Source organism: Treponema primitia ZAS-1, from assembly GCF_000297095.1.
Classification (GTDB): Bacteria; Spirochaetota; Spirochaetia; order Treponematales; family Breznakiellaceae; genus Termitinema; species Termitinema primitia_A.
On record NZ_AEEA01000066.1, the window covers coordinates 26,345 to 45,469 of the forward strand.

21 protein-coding genes and 1 tRNA gene are annotated in these 19,125 nt (G+C 54.7%); 2 read left to right on the top strand and 20 right to left on the bottom strand.

Annotated elements, in window-relative coordinates:
- Positions 1–3: 3 nt before the first annotated feature.
- The 19 genes from TPRIMZ1_RS0112315 to TPRIMZ1_RS0112405 all read right to left on the bottom strand — a co-directional run bounded on the left by TPRIMZ1_RS0112315 (position 4) and on the right by TPRIMZ1_RS0112405 (position 16,410).
- Positions 4–714, bottom strand: coding sequence for a hypothetical protein (locus tag TPRIMZ1_RS0112315; RefSeq protein WP_010260063.1), 711 nt, complete (start codon positions 712–714; stop codon positions 4–6).
- Between the two features lie 15 nt (positions 715–729).
- On the bottom strand, positions 730–1,617 hold the full coding sequence (locus TPRIMZ1_RS0112320; RefSeq protein WP_010260065.1) for a MinD/ParA family protein: 888 nt from the start codon (positions 1,615–1,617) through the stop codon (positions 730–732).
- On the bottom strand, positions 1,617–2,933 hold the full coding sequence (gene flhF / locus TPRIMZ1_RS0112325) for a flagellar biosynthesis protein FlhF (RefSeq protein WP_010260067.1): 1,317 nt from the start codon (positions 2,931–2,933) through the stop codon (positions 1,617–1,619). The genes TPRIMZ1_RS0112320 and flhF overlap by 1 nt, the downstream gene beginning before the upstream one ends.
- Before the next feature lie 14 nt (positions 2,934–2,947).
- Entirely contained in the window at positions 2,948–5,062 is a 2,115-nt protein-coding gene (flhA, locus tag TPRIMZ1_RS0112330; protein WP_010260069.1) for a flagellar biosynthesis protein FlhA, read from the bottom strand.
- 13 nt (positions 5,063–5,075) lie between these two features.
- Positions 5,076–6,239 (bottom strand): flagellar biosynthesis protein FlhB, encoded by a 1,164-nt coding sequence (gene flhB / locus TPRIMZ1_RS0112335; protein ID WP_010260071.1) that lies wholly within the window; start codon positions 6,237–6,239, stop codon positions 5,076–5,078.
- A complete protein-coding gene (gene fliR, locus TPRIMZ1_RS0112340; RefSeq protein ID WP_010260073.1) occupies positions 6,236–7,063 on the bottom strand; it encodes a flagellar biosynthetic protein FliR in 828 nt (275 codons plus the stop codon). Before fliR ends, flhB begins: the two co-directional genes overlap by 4 nt.
- A 32-nt stretch (positions 7,064–7,095) precedes the next feature.
- Positions 7,096–7,365, bottom strand: coding sequence for a flagellar biosynthesis protein FliQ (fliQ, locus tag TPRIMZ1_RS0112345; protein WP_010260077.1), 270 nt, complete (start codon positions 7,363–7,365; stop codon positions 7,096–7,098).
- An 11-nt stretch (positions 7,366–7,376) separates the two neighbouring features.
- Entirely contained in the window at positions 7,377–8,204 is an 828-nt protein-coding gene (gene fliP, locus TPRIMZ1_RS0112350) for a flagellar type III secretion system pore protein FliP (protein ID WP_010260079.1), read from the bottom strand.
- Positions 8,201–8,809: a flagellar biosynthetic protein FliO gene (locus TPRIMZ1_RS0112355; protein WP_232616825.1), complete on the bottom strand. Its 609-nt coding sequence runs from the start codon at positions 8,807–8,809 to the stop codon at positions 8,201–8,203. The genes fliP and TPRIMZ1_RS0112355 overlap by 4 nt, the downstream gene beginning before the upstream one ends.
- 105 nt (positions 8,810–8,914) lie before the next feature.
- Positions 8,915–9,976 carry a flagellar motor switch protein FliN gene (fliN, locus tag TPRIMZ1_RS0112360; protein ID WP_010260085.1) on the bottom strand — a complete coding sequence of 354 codons (1,062 nt, stop codon included), beginning with the start codon at positions 9,974–9,976 and terminating at the stop codon, positions 8,915–8,917.
- Between the two features lie 24 nt (positions 9,977–10,000).
- On the bottom strand, positions 10,001–10,561 hold the full coding sequence (locus tag TPRIMZ1_RS0112365) for a flagellar basal body-associated FliL family protein (protein WP_010260089.1): 561 nt from the start codon (positions 10,559–10,561) through the stop codon (positions 10,001–10,003).
- Positions 10,562–10,644: 83 nt separating this feature from the next.
- Complete coding sequence (gene motB / locus TPRIMZ1_RS0112370; protein WP_010260093.1) at positions 10,645–11,376, bottom strand: flagellar motor protein MotB; 732 nt, start codon at positions 11,374–11,376, stop codon at positions 10,645–10,647.
- A gap of 11 nt (positions 11,377–11,387) precedes the next feature.
- On the bottom strand, positions 11,388–12,170 hold the full coding sequence (locus tag TPRIMZ1_RS0112375) for a motility protein A (protein WP_010260096.1): 783 nt from the start codon (positions 12,168–12,170) through the stop codon (positions 11,388–11,390).
- 12 nt (positions 12,171–12,182) lie between these two features.
- Positions 12,183–12,380: a flagellar FlbD family protein gene (locus TPRIMZ1_RS0112380; RefSeq protein ID WP_010260099.1), complete on the bottom strand. Its 198-nt coding sequence runs from the start codon at positions 12,378–12,380 to the stop codon at positions 12,183–12,185.
- 5 nt (positions 12,381–12,385) lie between these two features.
- Positions 12,386–13,810 (bottom strand): flagellar hook protein FlgE, encoded by a 1,425-nt coding sequence (flgE, locus tag TPRIMZ1_RS0112385; RefSeq protein ID WP_010260102.1) that lies wholly within the window; start codon positions 13,808–13,810, stop codon positions 12,386–12,388.
- Between the two features lie 12 nt (positions 13,811–13,822).
- Positions 13,823–14,263, bottom strand: a complete 441-nt coding sequence (gene flgD, locus TPRIMZ1_RS0112390) for a flagellar hook assembly protein FlgD (protein ID WP_010260105.1) — start codon at positions 14,261–14,263, stop codon at positions 13,823–13,825.
- A gap of 66 nt (positions 14,264–14,329) precedes the next feature.
- The gene (locus tag TPRIMZ1_RS0112395) at positions 14,330–14,677 is read right to left on the bottom strand and encodes a flagellar hook-length control protein FliK (protein WP_026043699.1); all 348 of its coding nucleotides are present in this window, start codon (positions 14,675–14,677) and stop codon (positions 14,330–14,332) included.
- Positions 14,671–15,759 carry a hypothetical protein gene (locus TPRIMZ1_RS0112400; protein ID WP_157784230.1) on the bottom strand — a complete coding sequence of 363 codons (1,089 nt, stop codon included), beginning with the start codon at positions 15,757–15,759 and terminating at the stop codon, positions 14,671–14,673. Before TPRIMZ1_RS0112400 ends, TPRIMZ1_RS0112395 begins: the two co-directional genes overlap by 7 nt.
- A gap of 33 nt (positions 15,760–15,792) precedes the next feature.
- A complete protein-coding gene (locus tag TPRIMZ1_RS0112405; RefSeq protein ID WP_010260108.1) occupies positions 15,793–16,410 on the bottom strand; it encodes a periplasmic-type flagellar collar protein FlbB in 618 nt (205 codons plus the stop codon).
- A gap of 153 nt (positions 16,411–16,563) precedes the next feature.
- Here TPRIMZ1_RS0112405 and TPRIMZ1_RS0112410 point away from each other — a divergent pair, with 153 nt between their 5' ends.
- Positions 16,564–17,580, top strand: coding sequence for an SDR family oxidoreductase (locus TPRIMZ1_RS0112410; RefSeq protein ID WP_010260111.1), 1,017 nt, complete (start codon positions 16,564–16,566; stop codon positions 17,578–17,580).
- Positions 17,581–17,589: 9 nt separating this feature from the next.
- Here TPRIMZ1_RS0112410 and TPRIMZ1_RS0112415 read toward each other — a convergent pair whose 3' ends face one another.
- On the bottom strand, positions 17,590–18,909 hold the full coding sequence (locus TPRIMZ1_RS0112415; protein WP_010260114.1) for an extracellular solute-binding protein: 1,320 nt from the start codon (positions 18,907–18,909) through the stop codon (positions 17,590–17,592).
- A gap of 86 nt (positions 18,910–18,995) precedes the next feature.
- Between TPRIMZ1_RS0112415 and TPRIMZ1_RS0112420 the strand changes: the two genes are divergently transcribed.
- Positions 18,996–19,077, top strand: a tRNA-Leu gene (locus TPRIMZ1_RS0112420).
- Positions 19,078–19,125: the final 48 nt, after the last annotated feature.

Below are 19,125 nucleotides of genomic sequence, written 5' to 3' on the forward strand. Positions count from 1 at the left end.
GGCTTATCCCTTATCTTCCCGTTTTAAAATTGTCTGGATGGCGGAAGCCATCTCATGAACATTAAAATCATCACTAAGCCCCGCCTTTTCCGCAGAGGTCTTGCCCGAACTGTCGAAAAGCCCTCCACCGGAAGAGGCCGCTCCACCGGAAGAGCCGGATTCCCCGCTCCCGCCGCCGGCCGAACCGGAAACGAACGCCCCGGACATAGAATCAAGATCCGGCAATACATCCACCGAATCAAGCTCCTCAGCGGTGAAATCCAAACCCGTAGGCAAGGCCGGCTGTAAAGGGCCCGGAGCTCCTTCCAAGCTCCCCTCCCCAGTATATCCATCTTCGCTATTCTGGTCCAGGGTGTTTCCCGATAAAGAATCTTTATTTTCATCCGAATCGCCGGGATTTTCCAATATTTCGCCCATTCCGTCCCCGAATCCCCCTGCTTCCAGGGAGATATCCGAGTTCTGATCCCCATCATCCCCGATAGAAATATCCACCTGTGAGCCAAGGCCGCCTTCCTCCCCGGGATTATCCAAGAGTTCCGGCAGGTACATGGTTATCGCCCCATAGCCTGCGGACGCCAGGGCAAAAAAGATTGCGGCAAAAACAAAGGCCCGGACCAAAAGCAAGGGAAAACCAGCCCCAGTGATAATACCGAGCAGAAAGGAGAGGATAAAACCGATACCGGCGGCTATACCGCTTACCTTCGGATTAAACATCCAGGATTCGCCCCCCTATTCCCGATCAAAGAACCGTTTCATCATCGTAGAAAAACCGGCGCTTTCTTTAATATCACTCTTCTCCATGCGCCCCACGATATGCTGGATACAAATGGAAGCCCTGCTCCTGGGCTCGGTCACCATAAAGGGCCTTTGCCGCAGTACCGCATGGGATACCGCAATATCGTCGTAGATAAAGCCCAGGTAATCCACCTTGAGGTTGAGGAACTGCCCGGCGATATTGGTCATCCGGTCCGCCACCTTCTTCGCCTCCGCCACGGAATGAACCCGGTTTACCACCAGTTTAAGCCCCATGTTGAGACTGTCAATCTCTGTGGCGATGATCTTGATAATACCGTAGGCGTCGGTAATAGCCGTAGGCTCCGGGGTGGTGATGATCACCGCGTCATCCGCAGCGGCGATGAAGTCTAACACATTGCTGGAAACACCGGCGGCGGTATCAATGATGATGATGTCCGCACTGGACAGGGTGTCCAGTTCATCGATAAAATTCATCCGCTCATCCTCGGTGAGGTTGGCGATCTTGGAAAAGCCCGAAGCGCCGGCAACGATGGAAATGCCGTACTCGGTTTCTACCATAATTTCCTTCATGGTTTTCTGCTTGCGGATCACATGGTAGAGGTTCCATTTGGGGATCATGTTGAGCATCACGTTTACGTTGGCCAGCCCCAGGTCGGCGTCCATGACAACCACCTTTTTCCCCAGCCGGGCATAGGCCAGGGCCATATTTACCGAAACATTGGTCTTCCCCACCCCGCCTTTGCCGCTGGTAATGGTGATAACCCGGGCGCGTTTCCGCTCCTTTGAGTCCTGGGAACCCTGTTCTCCGGACCCCTTCTTTTGCCGCATTATTTCCCGCAATTTTTCAGCCTGATCTTCCATTACTTTTCTCCGGAGGGGGGAAATTTCTGTTCGATTTTATCCCGGTCGATCCGGAACCCCTCAAGGTTGATTAAAAACCGGACCACACTGGCCCGATGTATATGCTTGTCGACCGGCTGGCCATCGGTGATATAGGCCGCCTCTTTCCCGTCCGCAAACAGGGCGCTGATCACATTCCCCACACGGACGGTTTCATCCAGCTTGGTGATCACCACCGATTGGTAGTTGAATGGGGCAAATTGCCGGAGTATCTCCCGGATATCGCTGTACTTGGTGCTGGCAGCCATGGCCAGGTGTACCTCCGCGGCGGGTCCGCAGACCTCCAGGAACTGCTTCATCTCCGCGAGTTTTACCGCATCCCGGGGGCTCTTGCCGATGGTATCAACCAGTATCAGGTCGGCGTCATCCTGGTAGAAGGCGATGGTCTTCCGGAGTTCATCGTTGGTATTCACGTAGGATACGGGGATCTCCATGATCTGTCCGTACTTTTCAAGCTGCTCCTTGGCGGCGATACGGTATCCGTCGATGGTGATCATCACCACCCGGAGGGGCGCCCGTCCCCAGCCGTCCACCCCATAGGCGGCGGCCAGTTTGGCGATGGTGGTGGTCTTTCCAACCCCGGTGGGGCCCACCAGTACCAGTATCCGGGGTCCCCGGCGCGGGAGTGAGGGCCGGTCGTTGGAACTATCGGTATGTATCCTGACGGTTTCCCCTATCCATTCAACTACCCTGTCCTGGACTGCGTCATAGTCTTCCAGCGCATCCAGGGAAAATTCCTTCCGCACCCGGTCCAACATGGTCTTGGTATAGGCGGGGGAAAAATCGTTCTGGTAGAAAACTTCCTCCAAGCGGTCCAGGGTGGGATGCTCCTCCTGGGGTCCTCTCAGGGTGTGGACATTGGCGTCGATCTTTTCCGTAAGGGTCTTAACCTCGTTGAGCAGTTTCTGCAGGGTAGGATCGGACGGTTTCGCAGAAGCCGCCGCAGTGGCGAGCAGTTTTTTCTTCTCTTCCTCAAAATCCAGGGGTTGATTGGGTAAACCAACCTGGCTAGTCTGGCTAGGCAGATTTTGTTGAACCGCCATTTGAGAAGACTGCCGAACTGAGTTTACGCCGTAAGCGCCGGCGGCATAGCGGAGATCCGAGGAAATATAGCCCGTAACTTCCACTCCGTCCCGGGCAAAGAGGCCGCCAAAAATTCCCCCTATCCGGATAGTCCGGTAGTTCATCACCTTGGCCCTTTCCCCGTATTTCAAACGTACCTTTTGCAAACAGTCAGCGTAGGTTGAGCCCTGTTCTATAAATTGTTCCACAGACACTTATGCTTTCCTCCTTAAACCTTCACCTTTTCTTCACTTTCCACGCTGATTTCTCCAACCGCTTCCACGGTAACATCGGCCACCACCTCGGGTACCGAAAGTACCACCAGATCCGGCAGCTCCCGTTCTGTGGAGGACTTAACCAGATACCGGGCCGCCTCAGAACAGAGGATAATGGGGTACCAGCCCTGGTCCTGTACCGCAGCCACCGACCGGGAAAGGGCCTTTATCCAGCTAATCCTGGTGGAGGGGTCCATGGCGGACATGATACCCGAGGCGGTTTCCACGGAACTATCCAGGATCTTCTGCTCCAGGCTCTGGCTTATGGTAAGCACCCGAAGCACCCGGTCATCGGTGGCGTACTGCAAACATATCTGCCGGCTTAGGGCCTGCCGGGCCTTTTCGTTGAGGAACTGCATATTTTTGGCTGCCTTGGCCGCCTGGCCGTAATCCGCCAGGGCCTCCAGAATGGCCACCATATTGCGGATGGAAACCTGTTCCCGGAGCAATGCCTGCAGTACCTTCTGAATTTCCCCAAGGCTGAGTACCTTCTGGGTCTCTTCCACCACCGCGGGGTAGTCTTTCTTAAGGGTGTCCAGAATCTCCTGGGTATCCTGACGGCCCAGGATCTCCGCGGCATGGCGCTTGATGATGTCCGTTAAATGGGTGGCGATAATCGAGGGAGGATCCACCACGGTATAACCCGCCCGTTCCGCCTCATCCCGTTTATCCTCGTTTACCCAGAGGGCCGGAAGACCGAAGGTGGGGTCCCGGGTTTTTTCACCGGGCAGCTCGTCCTTCACCCCCCCGGGATTGATGCAGAGGTAGTACCCCATGCGTATCTTGCCCCGGCCCACGTCCACACCCTGGATCTTAAAACAGTACTCCGAAGGTTCCAGCCGTATATTGTCGATGATCCGTATCCGGGGAATAACCAGCCCCAGGTCCAGCCCGGATTCCCGGCGGATCCGGTGGACCCGTTCCAGGAGCTCCGCCCCCTTCTCCCGGTCTACCAGGGGAATGAGTCCGTAGCCAAGTTCCAGGGACAGGGGGTCCAGGGGCACTATGGGGGACATATCTTCGGTCTCAGGCTTGGACTTCTTGGCCTCCGCGGTTTTTGCCGCCGCAGTATCCCGCTTAGTCTTCCGTCGGCCCAGGCGTACCGCTAATACCACCAGGAGGGCGGCCATGGGAATGAGCACGTACCAGGGGAAGCCCGGCAGCAGGGCAAAACCCCCAAGGACGCCTGCGCCTATCCAGTAGATCCGGGCGTCCCGGGAGAACTGTTCCGAAACATCCTCCCCAAAGGTGCCGTTGGAAACCGACCGGGTAACAATGATACCCGTGGCGGTGGAAATGAGCAGGGCGGGAAACTGGGATAACAGACCATCCCCGATGGAGAAGGCGATATAGGTGCTGATGGCCACGCTAATGGGTTCGCCGTGGATCAGGGCGCCGATGACGATGCCCCCAATGACATTCACCACCGTGATGAGTATGCCCACCTTAACGTTTCCGGAGATAAACTTACTGGAACCGTCCATGGCGCCGTAGAAGTCAACCTCCCGCTGGAGATCGTTCTTCCGGGCTATGGCCTCTTCCTCGGTGATAGCCTGGGAGTTGTACTCCGCTTCAATAGCCATCTGTTTCCCCGGCAGAGCGTCCAGGGCAAACCGGGCGGCCACTTCCGCGATACGGGTGGCGCCCTTGGTGATAACCACCGCCTGCACCGCGATGATGATAATAAAGATAACAAAGCCTACCACCAGACCTTCGGTACCGCCGGAGCCAACCACGAAGGACGAGAAGGCCCGGACCATGCGGCCGTTGAAAGCGGTACCCTGGGTCAGGATGAGCCGGGTGGAGGAGACGTTCAAAGCCAGGCTGAACACGGTTGACACCAACAGTATCGTTGGGAAGATGCTGAAGTCCGTGGCCTTCCGGGTATAGAGGACGATAAGGAGGATCAGCAGGGCCAGAACCAGGTTCATGGCCATCAGGGCGTCCAGAAGTATCGTGGGCAGGGGGATGATCAGCATCATTACCACCGCCACAACCGCCACCGCCATGACGAGTTCCGTGCTGTTCCCAAAAAAGGTTTTCCGCGCCGCGCCGCTTTGGTCAGACATTAAAATCTACTCCTTATGCCCCAAGGCCGGCGTTTCTGCGCCGGTCTTCGTTCAGCCGGTACACGTGGGCTAATACATCCGCCACGGCCCGGTAATAGGTTTCCGGTATGATTTCCCCCACCTCGGCCTCCGCGTAGAGCGCCCGGGCCAGGGGTTTGTTTTCCACCACCGGTACATCGTTGTCCTCAGCTATGCGGCGGATCCGCAGGGCCAGTTCGTCCTCCCCCTTGGCGCTCACCATGGGGCCGTCCATTCCCGGCTTATACTCCAGGGCCACCGCAAAGTGGGTCGGGTTGGCGATAACCACATCCGCCTGGGGAACCGTAATGGCAATATTCCGGTTCATCAGTTCACGCATTCTTTGCCGCAGCCGGGACTTGATCATCGGGTCCCCTTCGTACATCTTCCGTTCTTCCTTCACTTCCTGCTTGGACATCTTCAGGGATTCCCGGTACTGCCAGCGCTGGAAGAGCATATCCGGTATGGAAAGGAGGAGCAGCAGTAACGCTGAAATGATAAGCATCCTGATGGCCAGGGACGACACGGTGGTCACCCCTAACCAGAGCCTGGCGGTTTGGAGGTTCGCCAGTTGTTTGATCTCCGAACGGATCAGAAAAAAGGCCACCGCGCCGATGATAGCCATCTTAACGATGGACTTGGCGATATTAAAAAGCCCCTCCATAGAGAAGAGGGTCTTCTGAAAGTAACGGCCCAGCCGGGGCACTACCTTGGAAAAGTCCGGGGTCAGGGGCTTGGTGGTAAAGAGAAAACCGGTCTGCACCACATTGGAAAAAATCGCCGCCCCCATGGCCACCAACACAATGGGCAGGGCCAGCCGGGTCAGGTAGTTAAAAAAGGCTACCGCCACCACCCGGTCCTTTATGGGGTCCAGTTCGGAGGCCCGGAGAAAGTAAAAACGCAGCATTTCTACGCAGGTCCTGAGCATGGAGGGGGCCAGGAAAAAAATAGTAAGCGCCGGCAGGAGCAGGCCCAGTGCGCCGACAAGCTCCTGGCTCTTGGCGACCCGCCCCTCCTCCCGGGCTTTCTGTATCTTATATTCGGTGGGTTCCTCGGTACGCCCCTCATCCTCTGCGGCAAACCACTGTAAGTCGATGACCAGTAGATCCTCCGGTCGATTGAGGGCTGCTTCCAATGCATCGTCAAAGTGCTTTCTCATAGGCCCCCTCCAAGCGGTTCGCCGAGCTGGGTCCCAATCCGTATGTAGAGGGACTCGATGTTTTGGAAACCCATGTCCACTACCCGGGCAAAGGCTTCGGTCATGAAGGGCATGGTGGCCATGATAAGTACGAAGGCCACGGTGATTGATATGGGGAAACCTTCGGTAAGGATATTGATCTGCGGGGCCGCTTTGGAGATAAGCCCCGTGGACAGTGAGGTAAGGAAGAGGGTCCCCAGTATGGGCATACTGATCACAATGGCGTCCATAAACACCTTGGTAAGCCCGGTCAGGAGGGTTTCTACCACCGCTTCACGGCCCATAACCAGAGAATAGGCGCTGATCGACTGGATGGAACGCCAAAACCCGCCCAGGAACAGTTCGGAAAAGCCGCCTATGGAAAGAAATACCAGCATGGCCACCAGGTTCAGGTACTGGCCCATCAGGGGGTTTTCAATCTGCGATAGGGGGTCGAAGGTTTCAGAGGCGCCGAACCCCATCTGGAGGGAAAAGAACTGGCCCGCCGTGGAGAAGGCGGAGAAGATCAGGGTAAGGTAGAACCCGATGATGATCCCCACGATGGCCTCCCCAATAAGGAGAAACACAAAGTACAGACCGAAGGGCGCAAGATTCCAGCCCGCGGCAAGGGCGGTGGGAAAGGCGGTAAAGGCGGCAAATCCCGCCAGGGCGATCTTGGCAATCTGGGGTATGCCGTCCGAAGACAGCAGCGGTGCAGTTTCGATCATCGCCAGAGCCCGGACGGCAATCAGGAGAAACGCCGGCGCGCCGGCTAAAATTTCGTTAAGGAACTGCGCCTCAATCACCAATCAACCCCTTGTCTAAACATGTATGCGCATCAGCGCGCCATAGCAGGAATCATCCTGAATAACTGCACCGTGTAATCCCCCAGGGAAGTAAACATCCAGCCCCCCAAAAGGCCCAGCACCAGGAGTATGGTCAACACCTTTGGTACAAAGGTCAGGGTCTGCTCCTGGATAGAGGTGGTAGCCTGCAGTATCGCTACTATCAGGCCCACGATAAGGGCGGAGAACAAAAGCGGCGCCGCCAAAAGCAGGGTCTCAAATATACCCCCCCGCAGAAGGGCCGTAATATCACCTATGCTCATATATCAGCCCCCTATCCGAAGGAACGGACTATCTGGTCCGTCAAAAGCCCCCAGCCGTCCACCAGAATAAAGAGGATCAGCTTAAAGGGCATGGAAATCATTACCGGGGGCAGCATGATCATACCCATGGACATGAGCGCGCTGGCCACCACCATATCGATCACGATAAATGGAATAAACAACAATATGCCTATCTTAAAGGCTACGGTTAATTCATTGAGAATGAATGCGGGAATCAACACATAGGTGGGGACATCTGCCAGGGTATTCGGGCGGTCCAGCCCCCGCATGGCCATAAAGAGCCGGATATTGCCGGGGTTGCCCTGCATCTGGCGGTACATGAAGATACGCAGCGGAGCCTCGGCGCCCCGGTACGCTTCCTGCACCGAGATGTTTCCCTGCTGGAGGGGCTGAAAACTATTCTGATAGATCTCGTCAAAGGTGGGCCACATGATAAATGCGGTGAGGAAAAGGGAAATTCCCAGGATCACCTGGTTTGGGGGTACCTGCTGCAGGGAAAGGGCCCGTTTAATAAAGTCCAGGACTATGGATATCCGCAGAAAACTCGTGGTAAGTATGATGATACTCGGCGCCAGTGAGAGGGCGGTGAGCAGCAACAGAAGCTGGAGGGAAAAGGCTACTTCCTGCCCCGATTCGGGGTTCCGTATAGTAAGATCGATAAAGGGAATCACCGGGTCTGCGGGCGCCGCGGGAATAGCCATGGTTCCCGGTGTGGAAAGGTCCGGAAAGGGAAAGGGCGTGGTCTGGGCCGCTGCCGGGAGGGGCGCAAAAACAGCCAGCAGGAACAGGGTTCCCGCAAAAACAGTCAGGCGGCTCATAGGTCCTTCAACCTTTCCCGCCGTTTACGCAGGTCGTCCGCACTGAACCGTGTATTCGTGGCAGCGCCCCCCCCCAGACGGCGCAGGAGCGCCGAAAAGTTCAGGAACTTCGGGCCGCCGTCATTTCCCTTACGGGAATCGTCCAGAAGCATGGCGTCCACCATCTCCTGATCCGTTATTTCAGAGATAAGGGATACGCCGCTGTCTCCGGCGCCCACCAGCCAAGCCTTATTCCCCACGGAAACCACCGCCACCGAACTACCCGCCCCCATGGGGGCCCTGGCTAATACCTTGAGATAGGGGTTTTTCTGCTCCGGTGAACGGGAGAGGCGCTTGAAAAAGAATACCAAACCATAAATAGCCGCCGCAGCCAGGGCGAGAACCAGGACCATGCGGAGAACAACAAAAACAGTAGGGGTTCCCGGAGCGGGGAGCGCTTCTCCCGGGGGCGCGTCCCCCAAAATAATCAGGCTTTCTGCGCTGGGCGCATCGGAAAGCGGCGCTGCTTCAACAGCCAGGACAGAAGACTCCCCTATGGTGTCCGGCGTTTGAGCGGAGACTTTGTTGAGATTAAAAGTAAAGAGGCCGATGCTTATAAAAAGCACGGCTATTGACACCGGATTAAATCGATACAGTTTTTCCCCTCCCAAGTAGAAACTGATCCTTAATAACTATTTTAACTTATATTAGTAGTATTGCGCTACCCCTATTTAACTTAATTCGGTCATTCTTTCCATGGGAGAGACGATTTCTGTGACACGGACACCGAAATTCTCGTCAATAACCACCACTTCACCCTTTGCAATAAGCTTATGATTCACCAGAATGTCCACCGGCTCACCGGCAAGCTTGTCCAACTCGATGATAGTACCCTCGCCCATGCCCAAAATTTCCTTGATCAGCTTCTTGGTACGGCCCAATTCTACGGTCATCTCCATGAATACATCCATGATAAGACCGATATTGCCCGCTTCCTGAGCAGTAGGCTGGGGCATCAGATTGGGAAACTGTACAGACTGAACGTTAGAGGGTGACCCCATAATACCTCCCATCATACCACCTCCTCCCATCATACCGCCCATAGGAGCCGCCTGCGCCGGTTTGGGCGCCGCCGGAGTGGGGCCGGCGTTCAGGGCCTTGGTAATATCCGCCGCCACCTGCGGGCCGTAGACTTCCCAAATCCGGTGGGCCTTTCCGTCCCCCAGATCGAGCTGGTAATCCGCAACCTGGAAATCTCCTGCGGGGAGCGCCGCGGTAGCCTTTGGAACATTGGCTGCCTCGGGGGCAACATTGGCGATAGATTTATTGCCGGTCTTTCCGGTCAGGGTGGTGATCTGGGTACCCACAATGGTACCCACCATTTCCCCAATCACCGACATGGCCATCTCGTCCAACTCGATGTTCTCTTCCTTGTTCATCAGGGCGGCAATAGCCTTGGCCGTATCCTCGGGAAAGAGGAACATATGTTCACCGGGAAACCCGGAACTGAAATCCGCTTTAACCACCGTAACCATATCCGGGAGCTTTTCTATCAAGGCGTCCCGGTCGGAGCCGCTCAGCTCAGGCCCCTTCAAGCTGACCGTTGCGCCGGTCATGGTGGAAAGATTGGAGGACTGTGCGTCCACAGTACCGGAGAGGTAACCCTGCAGGGCCTTGGACTCGGCGGCGCTATTTCCATTACCACCGCCATTACCGCCCCCACTGAGACTCGAAGAATCCACTCCGTTTAACAGTGCATCTATTTCCGCCTGCGAAAGAGCGCTATCGCTCATACTATTCCCCCCCCTTCTTACGGATCATAACTCCACCACATCAAGCTGTTTAAACACAATATTTTTTGCCTTTGAGGAATTCAGGACCCGGGTATTTAATGCCTCGATGATCTCCTGCTTCAGCCTGGCTTCGTTTTCGGTTGCCAGATCCCGGGCATACTTGGAACTAAAAAAATTCCGCACAAAATCCTGGAGCTCGTAGAGCCGAGTGGTTAGTTCGGTGGCAGCATTCTTATCGTTCATATCATAACCGATGGCCAAATCAACCACCACCGAATGTGAAGTAGGATCCTTGGTTCTGCACCGCACCGTGCCTATGGAATTGAAATAGAGATACTCCGGCCGTTTCCCGATATAGGGGGAAGAGGAATCCGCCACAACGGTCTGGGATGGCCCGCCCTTATTCATAAAATTAAAGGTGATCACCGTTACGGTGATAATAAAAATCAGGGCGCCCAAACCTATGGCTACAAATTTGAGCAAATTCGGCAGTAAAGCGCCTAAGCCGCCTGCTTTTTTAGAACCGCCGCCGCCTGAGTCTTGAGCTTCGCCCCCCTCGTCCAATATATCGTCGCCATCAGCCATGACCTAACCCTCCGACTCTCTATTTATAGTATACAAAAATACCATTTAATGCAAACCCTTTCCTTACAAAAGGCCTGGCCATTCTACAAATGGCCGTCATCCAGGATGATAACATCCACCCGGCGGTTATATGCCCTGCCTTCTGCGGTATCATCCGAGGCTACCGGGGCCGTGGCGGCAAATCCAGCCACTTGAAAACGCCGTTCCTCTACTCCAATATCGGTAAGATAGTGAAGAACACTGATAGACCGGGCGGTAGAAAGTTCCCAATTCGAGTCCCAAGGACCTTCGGGATCCACCGGAGTATCATCGGTATGGCCTTCGATGCGGAATTTTCGCCCCCTTACCTCATCCGAGACCAGGAGGGTTCCTAAACGCAGCAGAATATCCCGGGTCTGTTCCACATTGATCCGTGCGCTGGCGGGGTTAAAAAAGGCGTCCGAAGCCAGACTTATAACGAGACCCCGCTCGTCATGGGTAACCTTGACTTTGTTGGATTTAACTTCCGGGTTAAAAAGGCTTATGGCTTTTTTTAAGGCCGTGCCCAGGGACTCGCCCTTTTCCATGGCCGGCAGGGCGGCGATGGTATTTCCCAGATCCGCGCTTTTACCGGCCCCCAGGGTATTTCCCCCGGAATTGGCCCCGATACCCTGGTTGTTGAATGCGGAAATCAGGGCTTCCACGGTGGTTGGGGTTACATCATCGGGGTTGAAAAGGGCGACAAAGAAACAGAGCATCAGGGTAACCATGTCTGAATAGGTTACAATCCACTCACCGCCCGCACCGCCCGCCTCGGGCTTTTTCTTTTTCGCCACGTTATACTTCCTTAATCTTTGAGCACTTCCGCTTCTACTGCTTTGCGATCCAGGGGATTCAAATAGGTCAGGAGCTTCATCCCCAATATACGGGGGTTATCGCCTGCCTGGATGGAGAGGACTCCCTCGATGGCCATTTCCTTAACCTTGGATTCCGTGGCGTCCATGATCTGTAATTTGCCCGACCAGGGAATCATCAGAAGGTTAGCAACCATGGAACCGTACAGGGTGGTGATAAGCGCAACGGCCATGTTCGGTCCCAGGGAGGATTTATCTTCCAGGTTCTTCAACATACCGATAAGCCCGATAACCGTGCCCAACATACCAAGTCCGGGGGCCAGGGTACCCCACATATTGACAACCTTGATTTTTGAAACGTGCCGTTCCTGCATCTGGCCCAGCTCTGTTTCCATAAGGTTCCGCACAATCTCTGCGTCGGTGCCGTCCACCACGAGCCGCAGCCCCTTCTTGATAAATTCATCGTCCAGATCGTCCAGCATTTCTTCCAGCGCCAGGAGTCCTTCCCGCCGGGCCTTTTCTGACATATTCATCAATTGCTGGATAAGCGCTTTTTCGTTAAAGTTAGTGGCCTTAAAGGTCAAGCCGATAGTATTGAAGATACCAACCGTGTCGGCAATACTGCTGAATGTGAAGAGGCCGAAGTAGGAACCCAGCACGACGATCAGGATTGAGGGGAGATCCCAGAAGGTCATTACGGATGTACCTCCGGAGATGATCCCCAGCAAAACCATGCCAAAACAACCGGCAACACCAATTAAGGTTGATATATTCATACCGCTTTTCCTCTACTCCTCATTCTTAAAACCGCCGATTCTCCGGCGATACTCCACGATCCGGTCGATAACTTCGGTCACCGTTTCTTTCACCACAATAATTTTACCGGACAGCATCTGGAAGGTGGTATCCGGCCGAACTTCGAGGGACTCAATTTGATGCGGATTTAAATAGTATTCCATTCCGTTCAGCCGGGTTACCTTAATCACTTAGTTTACCTTTTGAGAGTCAAAATTTCCTGCAGGAGCTGGTCCGCAGTCTGGATGGTCCGGGAGTTAGCCTGGAACCCGCGCTGGGTAACGATCATATCCACGAACTGTTCTGAAAGATCCACGTTGGACATTTCCAGGGTACCGGCAATGATCTTGCCCTTCCCCGCTATACCCGAGGGGCCTATATTGGCGTAACCCGAGTTGTTGCTCACCAGGAAGACATTGTCCCCGCCCTTTTCCAGACCGCCCTGGTTAGCAAAGCTGGCTATGGCCACCTGCCCCAGGGTGCGGTTCGTCCCGTTGGAATACACCCCGGTGATAGTCCCGCTCTGGTCGATCTTAAAGTTTTCCAGGTAGCCCATGGTATAACCGTCCTGAATGATAGCCTTGGTAGAACTGGACTCCGCATACTGGGTGATGCTGTTTACCAGTCCCCCCACGGTGCCCAGGTTCAGGGCAAATTCCTGACGGATCATTCCGCCGTCAAGTTCCGGAGCCGCGCTCTGCACATCGAAGGCCACATTCATCACCACCGGGCCCTCACCGTTGGTCACGGCGCCGTTGATGTCCTCAAGACCCTGGAGTGTACCGTTGTTGTTGAAGATTACCGTAAAGGTGTTTGTCGCCGCCGGGACTTGTCCCACCATACCTACTTCAGTATTGGTTGGCTGGGCACTTTCCGGATCCACCGTTACCGTAGCGGTCCAGCGGTTGTTGAGGTTCGCCAGGGGTTCACCTTCTGCGTTGAAGCCCCAGTTACGCAGGAATTCTACCCGGAGTATGTGTTCCAGGCCAAAGGAATCGTAGATTTTCATTTCCGTACCCCAGGTACCGTGGGCAATTTCCGCCGGGGTAGGATCGTTGGGAACGATGGGGGTCCGCTTGTCTAAGTTACAGGCAAAGTCGACCGCCGTAGTGGCGCGGGCAGCATCTTTGCTCCCCACGGGGATAACGAGGTTCTCGGTGTCCCGGGAAACATCCAGTACCTGCTCACCCCCAATGGTCCGGGCCTGCCAGCCCTGAACCCGCATACCGTTGGCGGGGTTTACCAGCAAACCCTCCTGGTCTAAGCCGAAAGCGCCCGCCCGGGTGTAGAAGGATTTTTCGCCCTGCTTAAGGACGAAGAAGCCCGTACCCTGGATCGCCAAATCGGTACCCACACCGGTGGTCTGGAGGGAGCCTTGCGTATGGATGGTGTCGATGGAGGCCACCGACATCCCGAGACCAACTTCCTTGGGGTTCACACCGCCGAGGTCTTCCGTGGGTTTTGCTGCCCCCTGAAGCTGCTGGTATATCATATCCTGAAAATTAACTCTGTTCCGTTTGAATCCGGTGGTGTTGACGTTGGCAATGTTATTACCTACCACGTCCATCCTGGTCTGGTGATTCTGTAATCCCGACACACCGGAAAATAATGATCGCATCATAGTAGTTTACTCCTATTCCTCAAATACTCTGGTAACCTGATCCCACTGATAGTAGGCGCCGTTTACCAATACCTCGGGTACGGCTCCCCGGGCAACTGCCCGTACCGTTCCCTGGACAACCCGGTCTCCCTCGACAATTTCCACCGAACGCCCCAGGGCGGAGGTGGCTTCACCGCCGGTAAGAAGATTCGCCAGCCGGGAAAAATCGCTGGCCATGCCGGTCATCTGTTCCAGGGTAGAGAACTGGGCCATCTGCCCGATGAATTCCTTGTCCTCCATAGGGGCGGTAGGGTCCTGATGGCTCAACTGGGTGATGAGTATTTTTAAAAAATCATCCTTACCCAGGCTCTGGTTGGGCATCCTGCCCTTCTGTATCGATTTGTTGAAGGTGTCCACTTCCATGCTAAGGACTGCCTTTTCCTGAGAGCTAAGAACCGCTTCAAGCGCTGCCATTTTTTCTATCTCCTAAATACTACGTGTTTTAACACTGCGTGTTTTAACACTGCGTGTTTTACACGACTACACCAACACATTGACCCGGGACATGCCCGGGCTTTCAAAGCCATTGAATCCGGCCTCCATGCTAAGGGGGTCCATGGTTTCCGCCATGGCGTCATAACTGGACGAAACAACATGGGAAGAGAAAAACGGGGTTGCCGCCTCTCTGTTCCACTGCCCCTGGCCGCTATTTTGGCCGCCGTCTCCCGCAAGGGCCATATCAAGACTGGCCCCGTCAAAGCCGGAATCCCGGAAAGCCTGCTCCAGGGAGTGGATTTCCTTCTCAAACGCCCGGAGGGCCTCATTGCTTTCAACAATGATATGCCCTGTGATCTTGTTTTCGGCCATTTCAAGGCGTATCTTTACCATTCCCAGAGACTCGGGTTTGAGGGAAAGTTTAATGGTCCCTCCCCGCCGTCCTTGACCATGATGGACGCCTGCCGGACTATATCACCGTTAAGGTTCTGGTGGAGTTCCCTGGCAAGAATATCTTCGAAGGCCCGTCCCGGGCTTTTCTCCTGGCCCAGTTCCATGTACTCCCGGCTTCTGCCGTTGTTTTTGAGCTCCACCGCGATATCAACAACCCGTTCCGCTCCGGCATTTGCCCCGGACTTTATTTCCTGTCCGGGGTTAAGGACGGCGCCGTTTCCCTCGGTCCTGAGATCCTGGACCTCCAGGGTAATCCGTTCCCGGTTTTTTTTGCTGTTCTTGGTTTCCGCTGCCGTGGCGGAGCCCTTTTCTTTTTTCTCAACCCCGCCGGGATTGCGTCCCTTCCCCTGGGCTAGCTGCGAAAGCTCGGCGTTAACCGCAGTTTCCGCCCCATTTTCAGGAAGTTCCCGGGCAATATTCCGAAGATCCTTCAGATCCTGGAACCGGTCATTCGCCCCGCTAAACTCAAGAATGTTGTGCTGATCCGCCAAATCCGCCCCTTCTCCGGGGTGTATTCCCGTAAGGGACTGATCGTTTAATAAGCCCTGGCTTAGTGCTATCGCCGCCGGGAGGGAATCGTTGTCACCCTCCCCTTCGCCGCTTTCCTTGGCCAGTTTAGTTTTTTTAGCCGCCGCCTCTTTGAGCAGTTCCGCCGGAGAAAGGGCATCACCCTCCCCCTGCATAGCAAATAAAAGACGCCGGTCCCTGTTTTGGATTTTTTCATTACCAGCGGAAAGGACGTTTTTATCTTCAGCGGACAATTTCGCGTTTTTCCCGGCGGCATCCTTGGCCGCCTTGGCGATTTTTTCCGTTGAGACAAGTCCTTCCGTCTCAATTTTGCCGGCTTCTTCGCCGCCGGCTTTGGTTTTCCGTGTAAGTCCCGCAAGCAGTTTGGCAAATACACCCAGGGCGCCTTTTTTTGCCCCCTTGGAGTGCTTAACCTCTCCGGAATTCAGACTTTCTACGGATTGTGATTGGGGGGATACTGCTGCCAACACCGCCCGACCTCCTGTAGTTTTCACACCAAGGTGTGATTACTCCGGAAGCCGGTCTGTCTAGTCTCTGAGGGAGGGTCTCCCCGCCATCTTACGCTGCAGCTCCGCCGCCCGTTCGGGGGGCATGAGTGACAGCCAGTAGGATACGATGGAAGCGCTTCCTTCAGCCTGGGCAATCTCTTCGGTCTTCCGGAGTACGTCGATGGCATCCTGATCGTTCATGTTGGTTATTATGCCCACCGCTCGCTCCGGAGGCATACCATTCAAATAACGCGCATTCTGCTCAACGTTCCTGGATCTAATGTCGGCGTCTTCCACCATGGCATTGAAGGAATTCTCCCGTTCATCCAAAGCTTTTTGCCGTTCCTCCAGGTCCTGGGCCATCTGCTCTATTTGATCCTGCCGGGAAACCAGTTCCTGTTCCTTCTGTTCCATCTCCATATTACGGAGTTCCAGGGCCTCCAGCCGTATGGCCAGCCGTTCCGCGTCCAGGGAAAGGAACTCATCCTCCCCGGTTTCCGCCTGAGAGCGGGGCTGCAGGCCGATAAGGCGATACACCGGGGCCAAAACCGCCTTGGCGTCGATAACATTGAGGTAATCAAACCATACCAGACCGCCGCCGGCTAAAATGGCGATGAGCAGCAATAAAAGAAAAACCCTGCCTAAAACTCTCCCCATTCCGGCCTCACTCCTTTATACAGTATACCCGTATTATAATAATCCTTTCAACACTTTTCGCCGGAGGCTTCGCTGGAAGTTCCGGGATTACATGGACTTTTTTCACTATTATCCTTATACTTCCTATCGGTAATTCAAAGAAAGGAGAGCAGTATGAAAGTATTATTTATCGGCGGGACCGGGACCATCAGTACGGCCATTTCCCGGCAGCTTCTGGAACAGGGCCATGAACTGTATCTGCTTAATCGGGGAACCCGCAACGATGTGTTCTCCAAGGCGGTGAAGGAGATACGCGGGGATATCAACAACGAGGCGGATATCGTCGGAAAAATTAAGGACCACCAATTTGACGTGGTGGCGGATTTTATCGCCTTTACCGCCGCCCATGCGGAGCGGGATTACCGGCTCTTTAAGGGCAAAACCAAGCAATACCTGTGTTTCAGCTCCGCATCGGCCTACCAGAAGCCCCTGCAAAACTACCTAATCAACGAGAGTACCCCACTGGCAAATCCCTACTGGCAGTATTCCCGGGATAAAATCGCCCTTGAAGATTTTCTCATCAAAAAAAACCGGGAAGAGGGCTACCCCATCACGATAGTTCGTCCCAGCCATACCTACGATGAACGGAGCATACCCCTGGGGGTCCACGGCAAAAACGGAAGCTGGCAGGTAGCAAAGCGTATCCTGGACGGGAAGCCGGTAATTATCCACGGCGACGGGACGAGCCTCTGGACCATGACCCACAATAGCGACTTCGCCCGGGGCTTTATCGGCCTCATGGGCAACGCCCACGCCATTGGGGAGGCCGTTGGGATTACCTCCGACGAAACAGTAACCTGGAACCAGGTATACGCCGCCATCGCCGCCGCCTTGGATCGGCCTCTCAAGGCAGTCCACGTGTCCAGCGAATTCCTCGCCGCGGTGAGCGATTATGACCTTACCGGAGGGCTCATCGGTGATAAGGCAAACTCCGTGGTCTTCGACAATACCAAACTTAAACGGCTGGTTCCCGGCTTTACCGCCACAGTCCGCTTTGATCAGGGTATTCGGAAGACCATCGAAAATGTGCTGGCCCATAAGGAATTGCAGATAGAGGACCCGGAATTCGATGCGTGGTGCGATAGGGTTATTGCGGCCCTGGAAAAAGCAACAGCGGAAGTACGGGGATAGTACTGCTAATTATTGTTTTGCCCTCCACGCGTCAAGGGCATTCTGGGCCGTAAAGCTTACATCCCCGGGGTTTTTGGTCCCCATGGCTATTTCCTGCAATCCATCGTTGATGGAGCTGTACACCGCTTCCGGAAAAACCCGGTCGATCACCGCAGTACCTGTTTTATACTCCCGGGCGAACTTAGCCACCTCTTTCTGTAGAGGTTCCAGGTCCAGGGCGCTTTCGTCGATATCAATCCGGCTCGGTATGCCTATTTCCCCCGTGCTCAGAAGCCGGGTCTGTGTTTCCCTGCCGGAAAGCCACTGTATAAGGCGCCAAGCAGCCCGTTCCTCCGGGGATTTATTGCGTATATTCGCGCTGATACCCCAACCTGCCCCGGGTATCACGGAGCTGGAATCGTTAAACCTAACCCCGCTAATCTCCGGGAACAGGGTAACCAGAATATCCTCCTGCCGCTCAAGGGGGATAAAAGCCCGGGCGCGCCAATCGCCATCGATAAGGTAGGCGGCTTTGTTTTCGGCAAACTGGGTAACAACATCCCCGTAATCAATGAGCAGGGTAGTTCTGGCTATAACCTTATCAGTATAGAGGGATTGGATAAATTCAAGGGCCGCCGTAAAGTCGCTGTCGGTAAATTTCGCCTTGCCGGAAAGTATCGCCTGTTCCCAAGCTTCACCGCAGAAACGCCCGGCAATGAGGGAGAACAGGCATTCCTGCATTACCCAGCCGTCCTGGTTGCCCAGGATGATGGTTTCATAGCCCTTTGACCTAAGTATGGGAACCTGGGCTTTGAGCTCATCATAGGTCTTCGCCGCCGTAAGCCCCGCATCGGCAAGTACCGTGGTATTCACATAGAAGGCATGGGTGGAAGTAAGAGACCTGGGCAATATACCCAAGTATCCTGCGGCCTGGGCGCCCCCGTCCAGAGCTGCGGGGGAAAAGACCGTCCCGAGCTTATCCCTGGCCGCCAATGGCGAAAGATCCTTCAGAATTTTCCCGGTATGGAGAGACGCAGACCGCCCCGAAGGCCAGGCAAAGATAATGTCCGGAAACTGCCGCTCCTCAATACAGGCTGCTATTCTATCGTGGTAGGATTCGCCATACAGATCCTCCCGGACTATGGTAATATGGGGATTCGCCTCCTCAAAGGCATCCCAAACCCGGGCCGCTTCTTCGGCGCTGCCGGGCAGGGTCGTATCAAAATAGTTTAGTACCCGGAGCGTTGCCGGGTCATTTCTGTCTGCATCATCCTTGGCACATCCGGAAAACACCAAGGTCATCACAAAAATTAGCCCCACAAAATAGTACATTTTTACCATAATTTTCATTATTGTCCCTATTTACCCTGCTGTCAATTCAAGGCTTGACAATAAAACGGGGAATTCGGTAGTATATCTTCGTTACCCTAGTTCCTGCGGCCATGGTGGAACTGGTAGACACGCCAGCTTGAGGTGCTGGTGCCGAGAGGTATGGAAGTTCGAGTCTTCTTGGCCGCAGAAAATTGCCCCGCCTAATGGCGGGGTTTTTATTTACCCTGTTCCAAT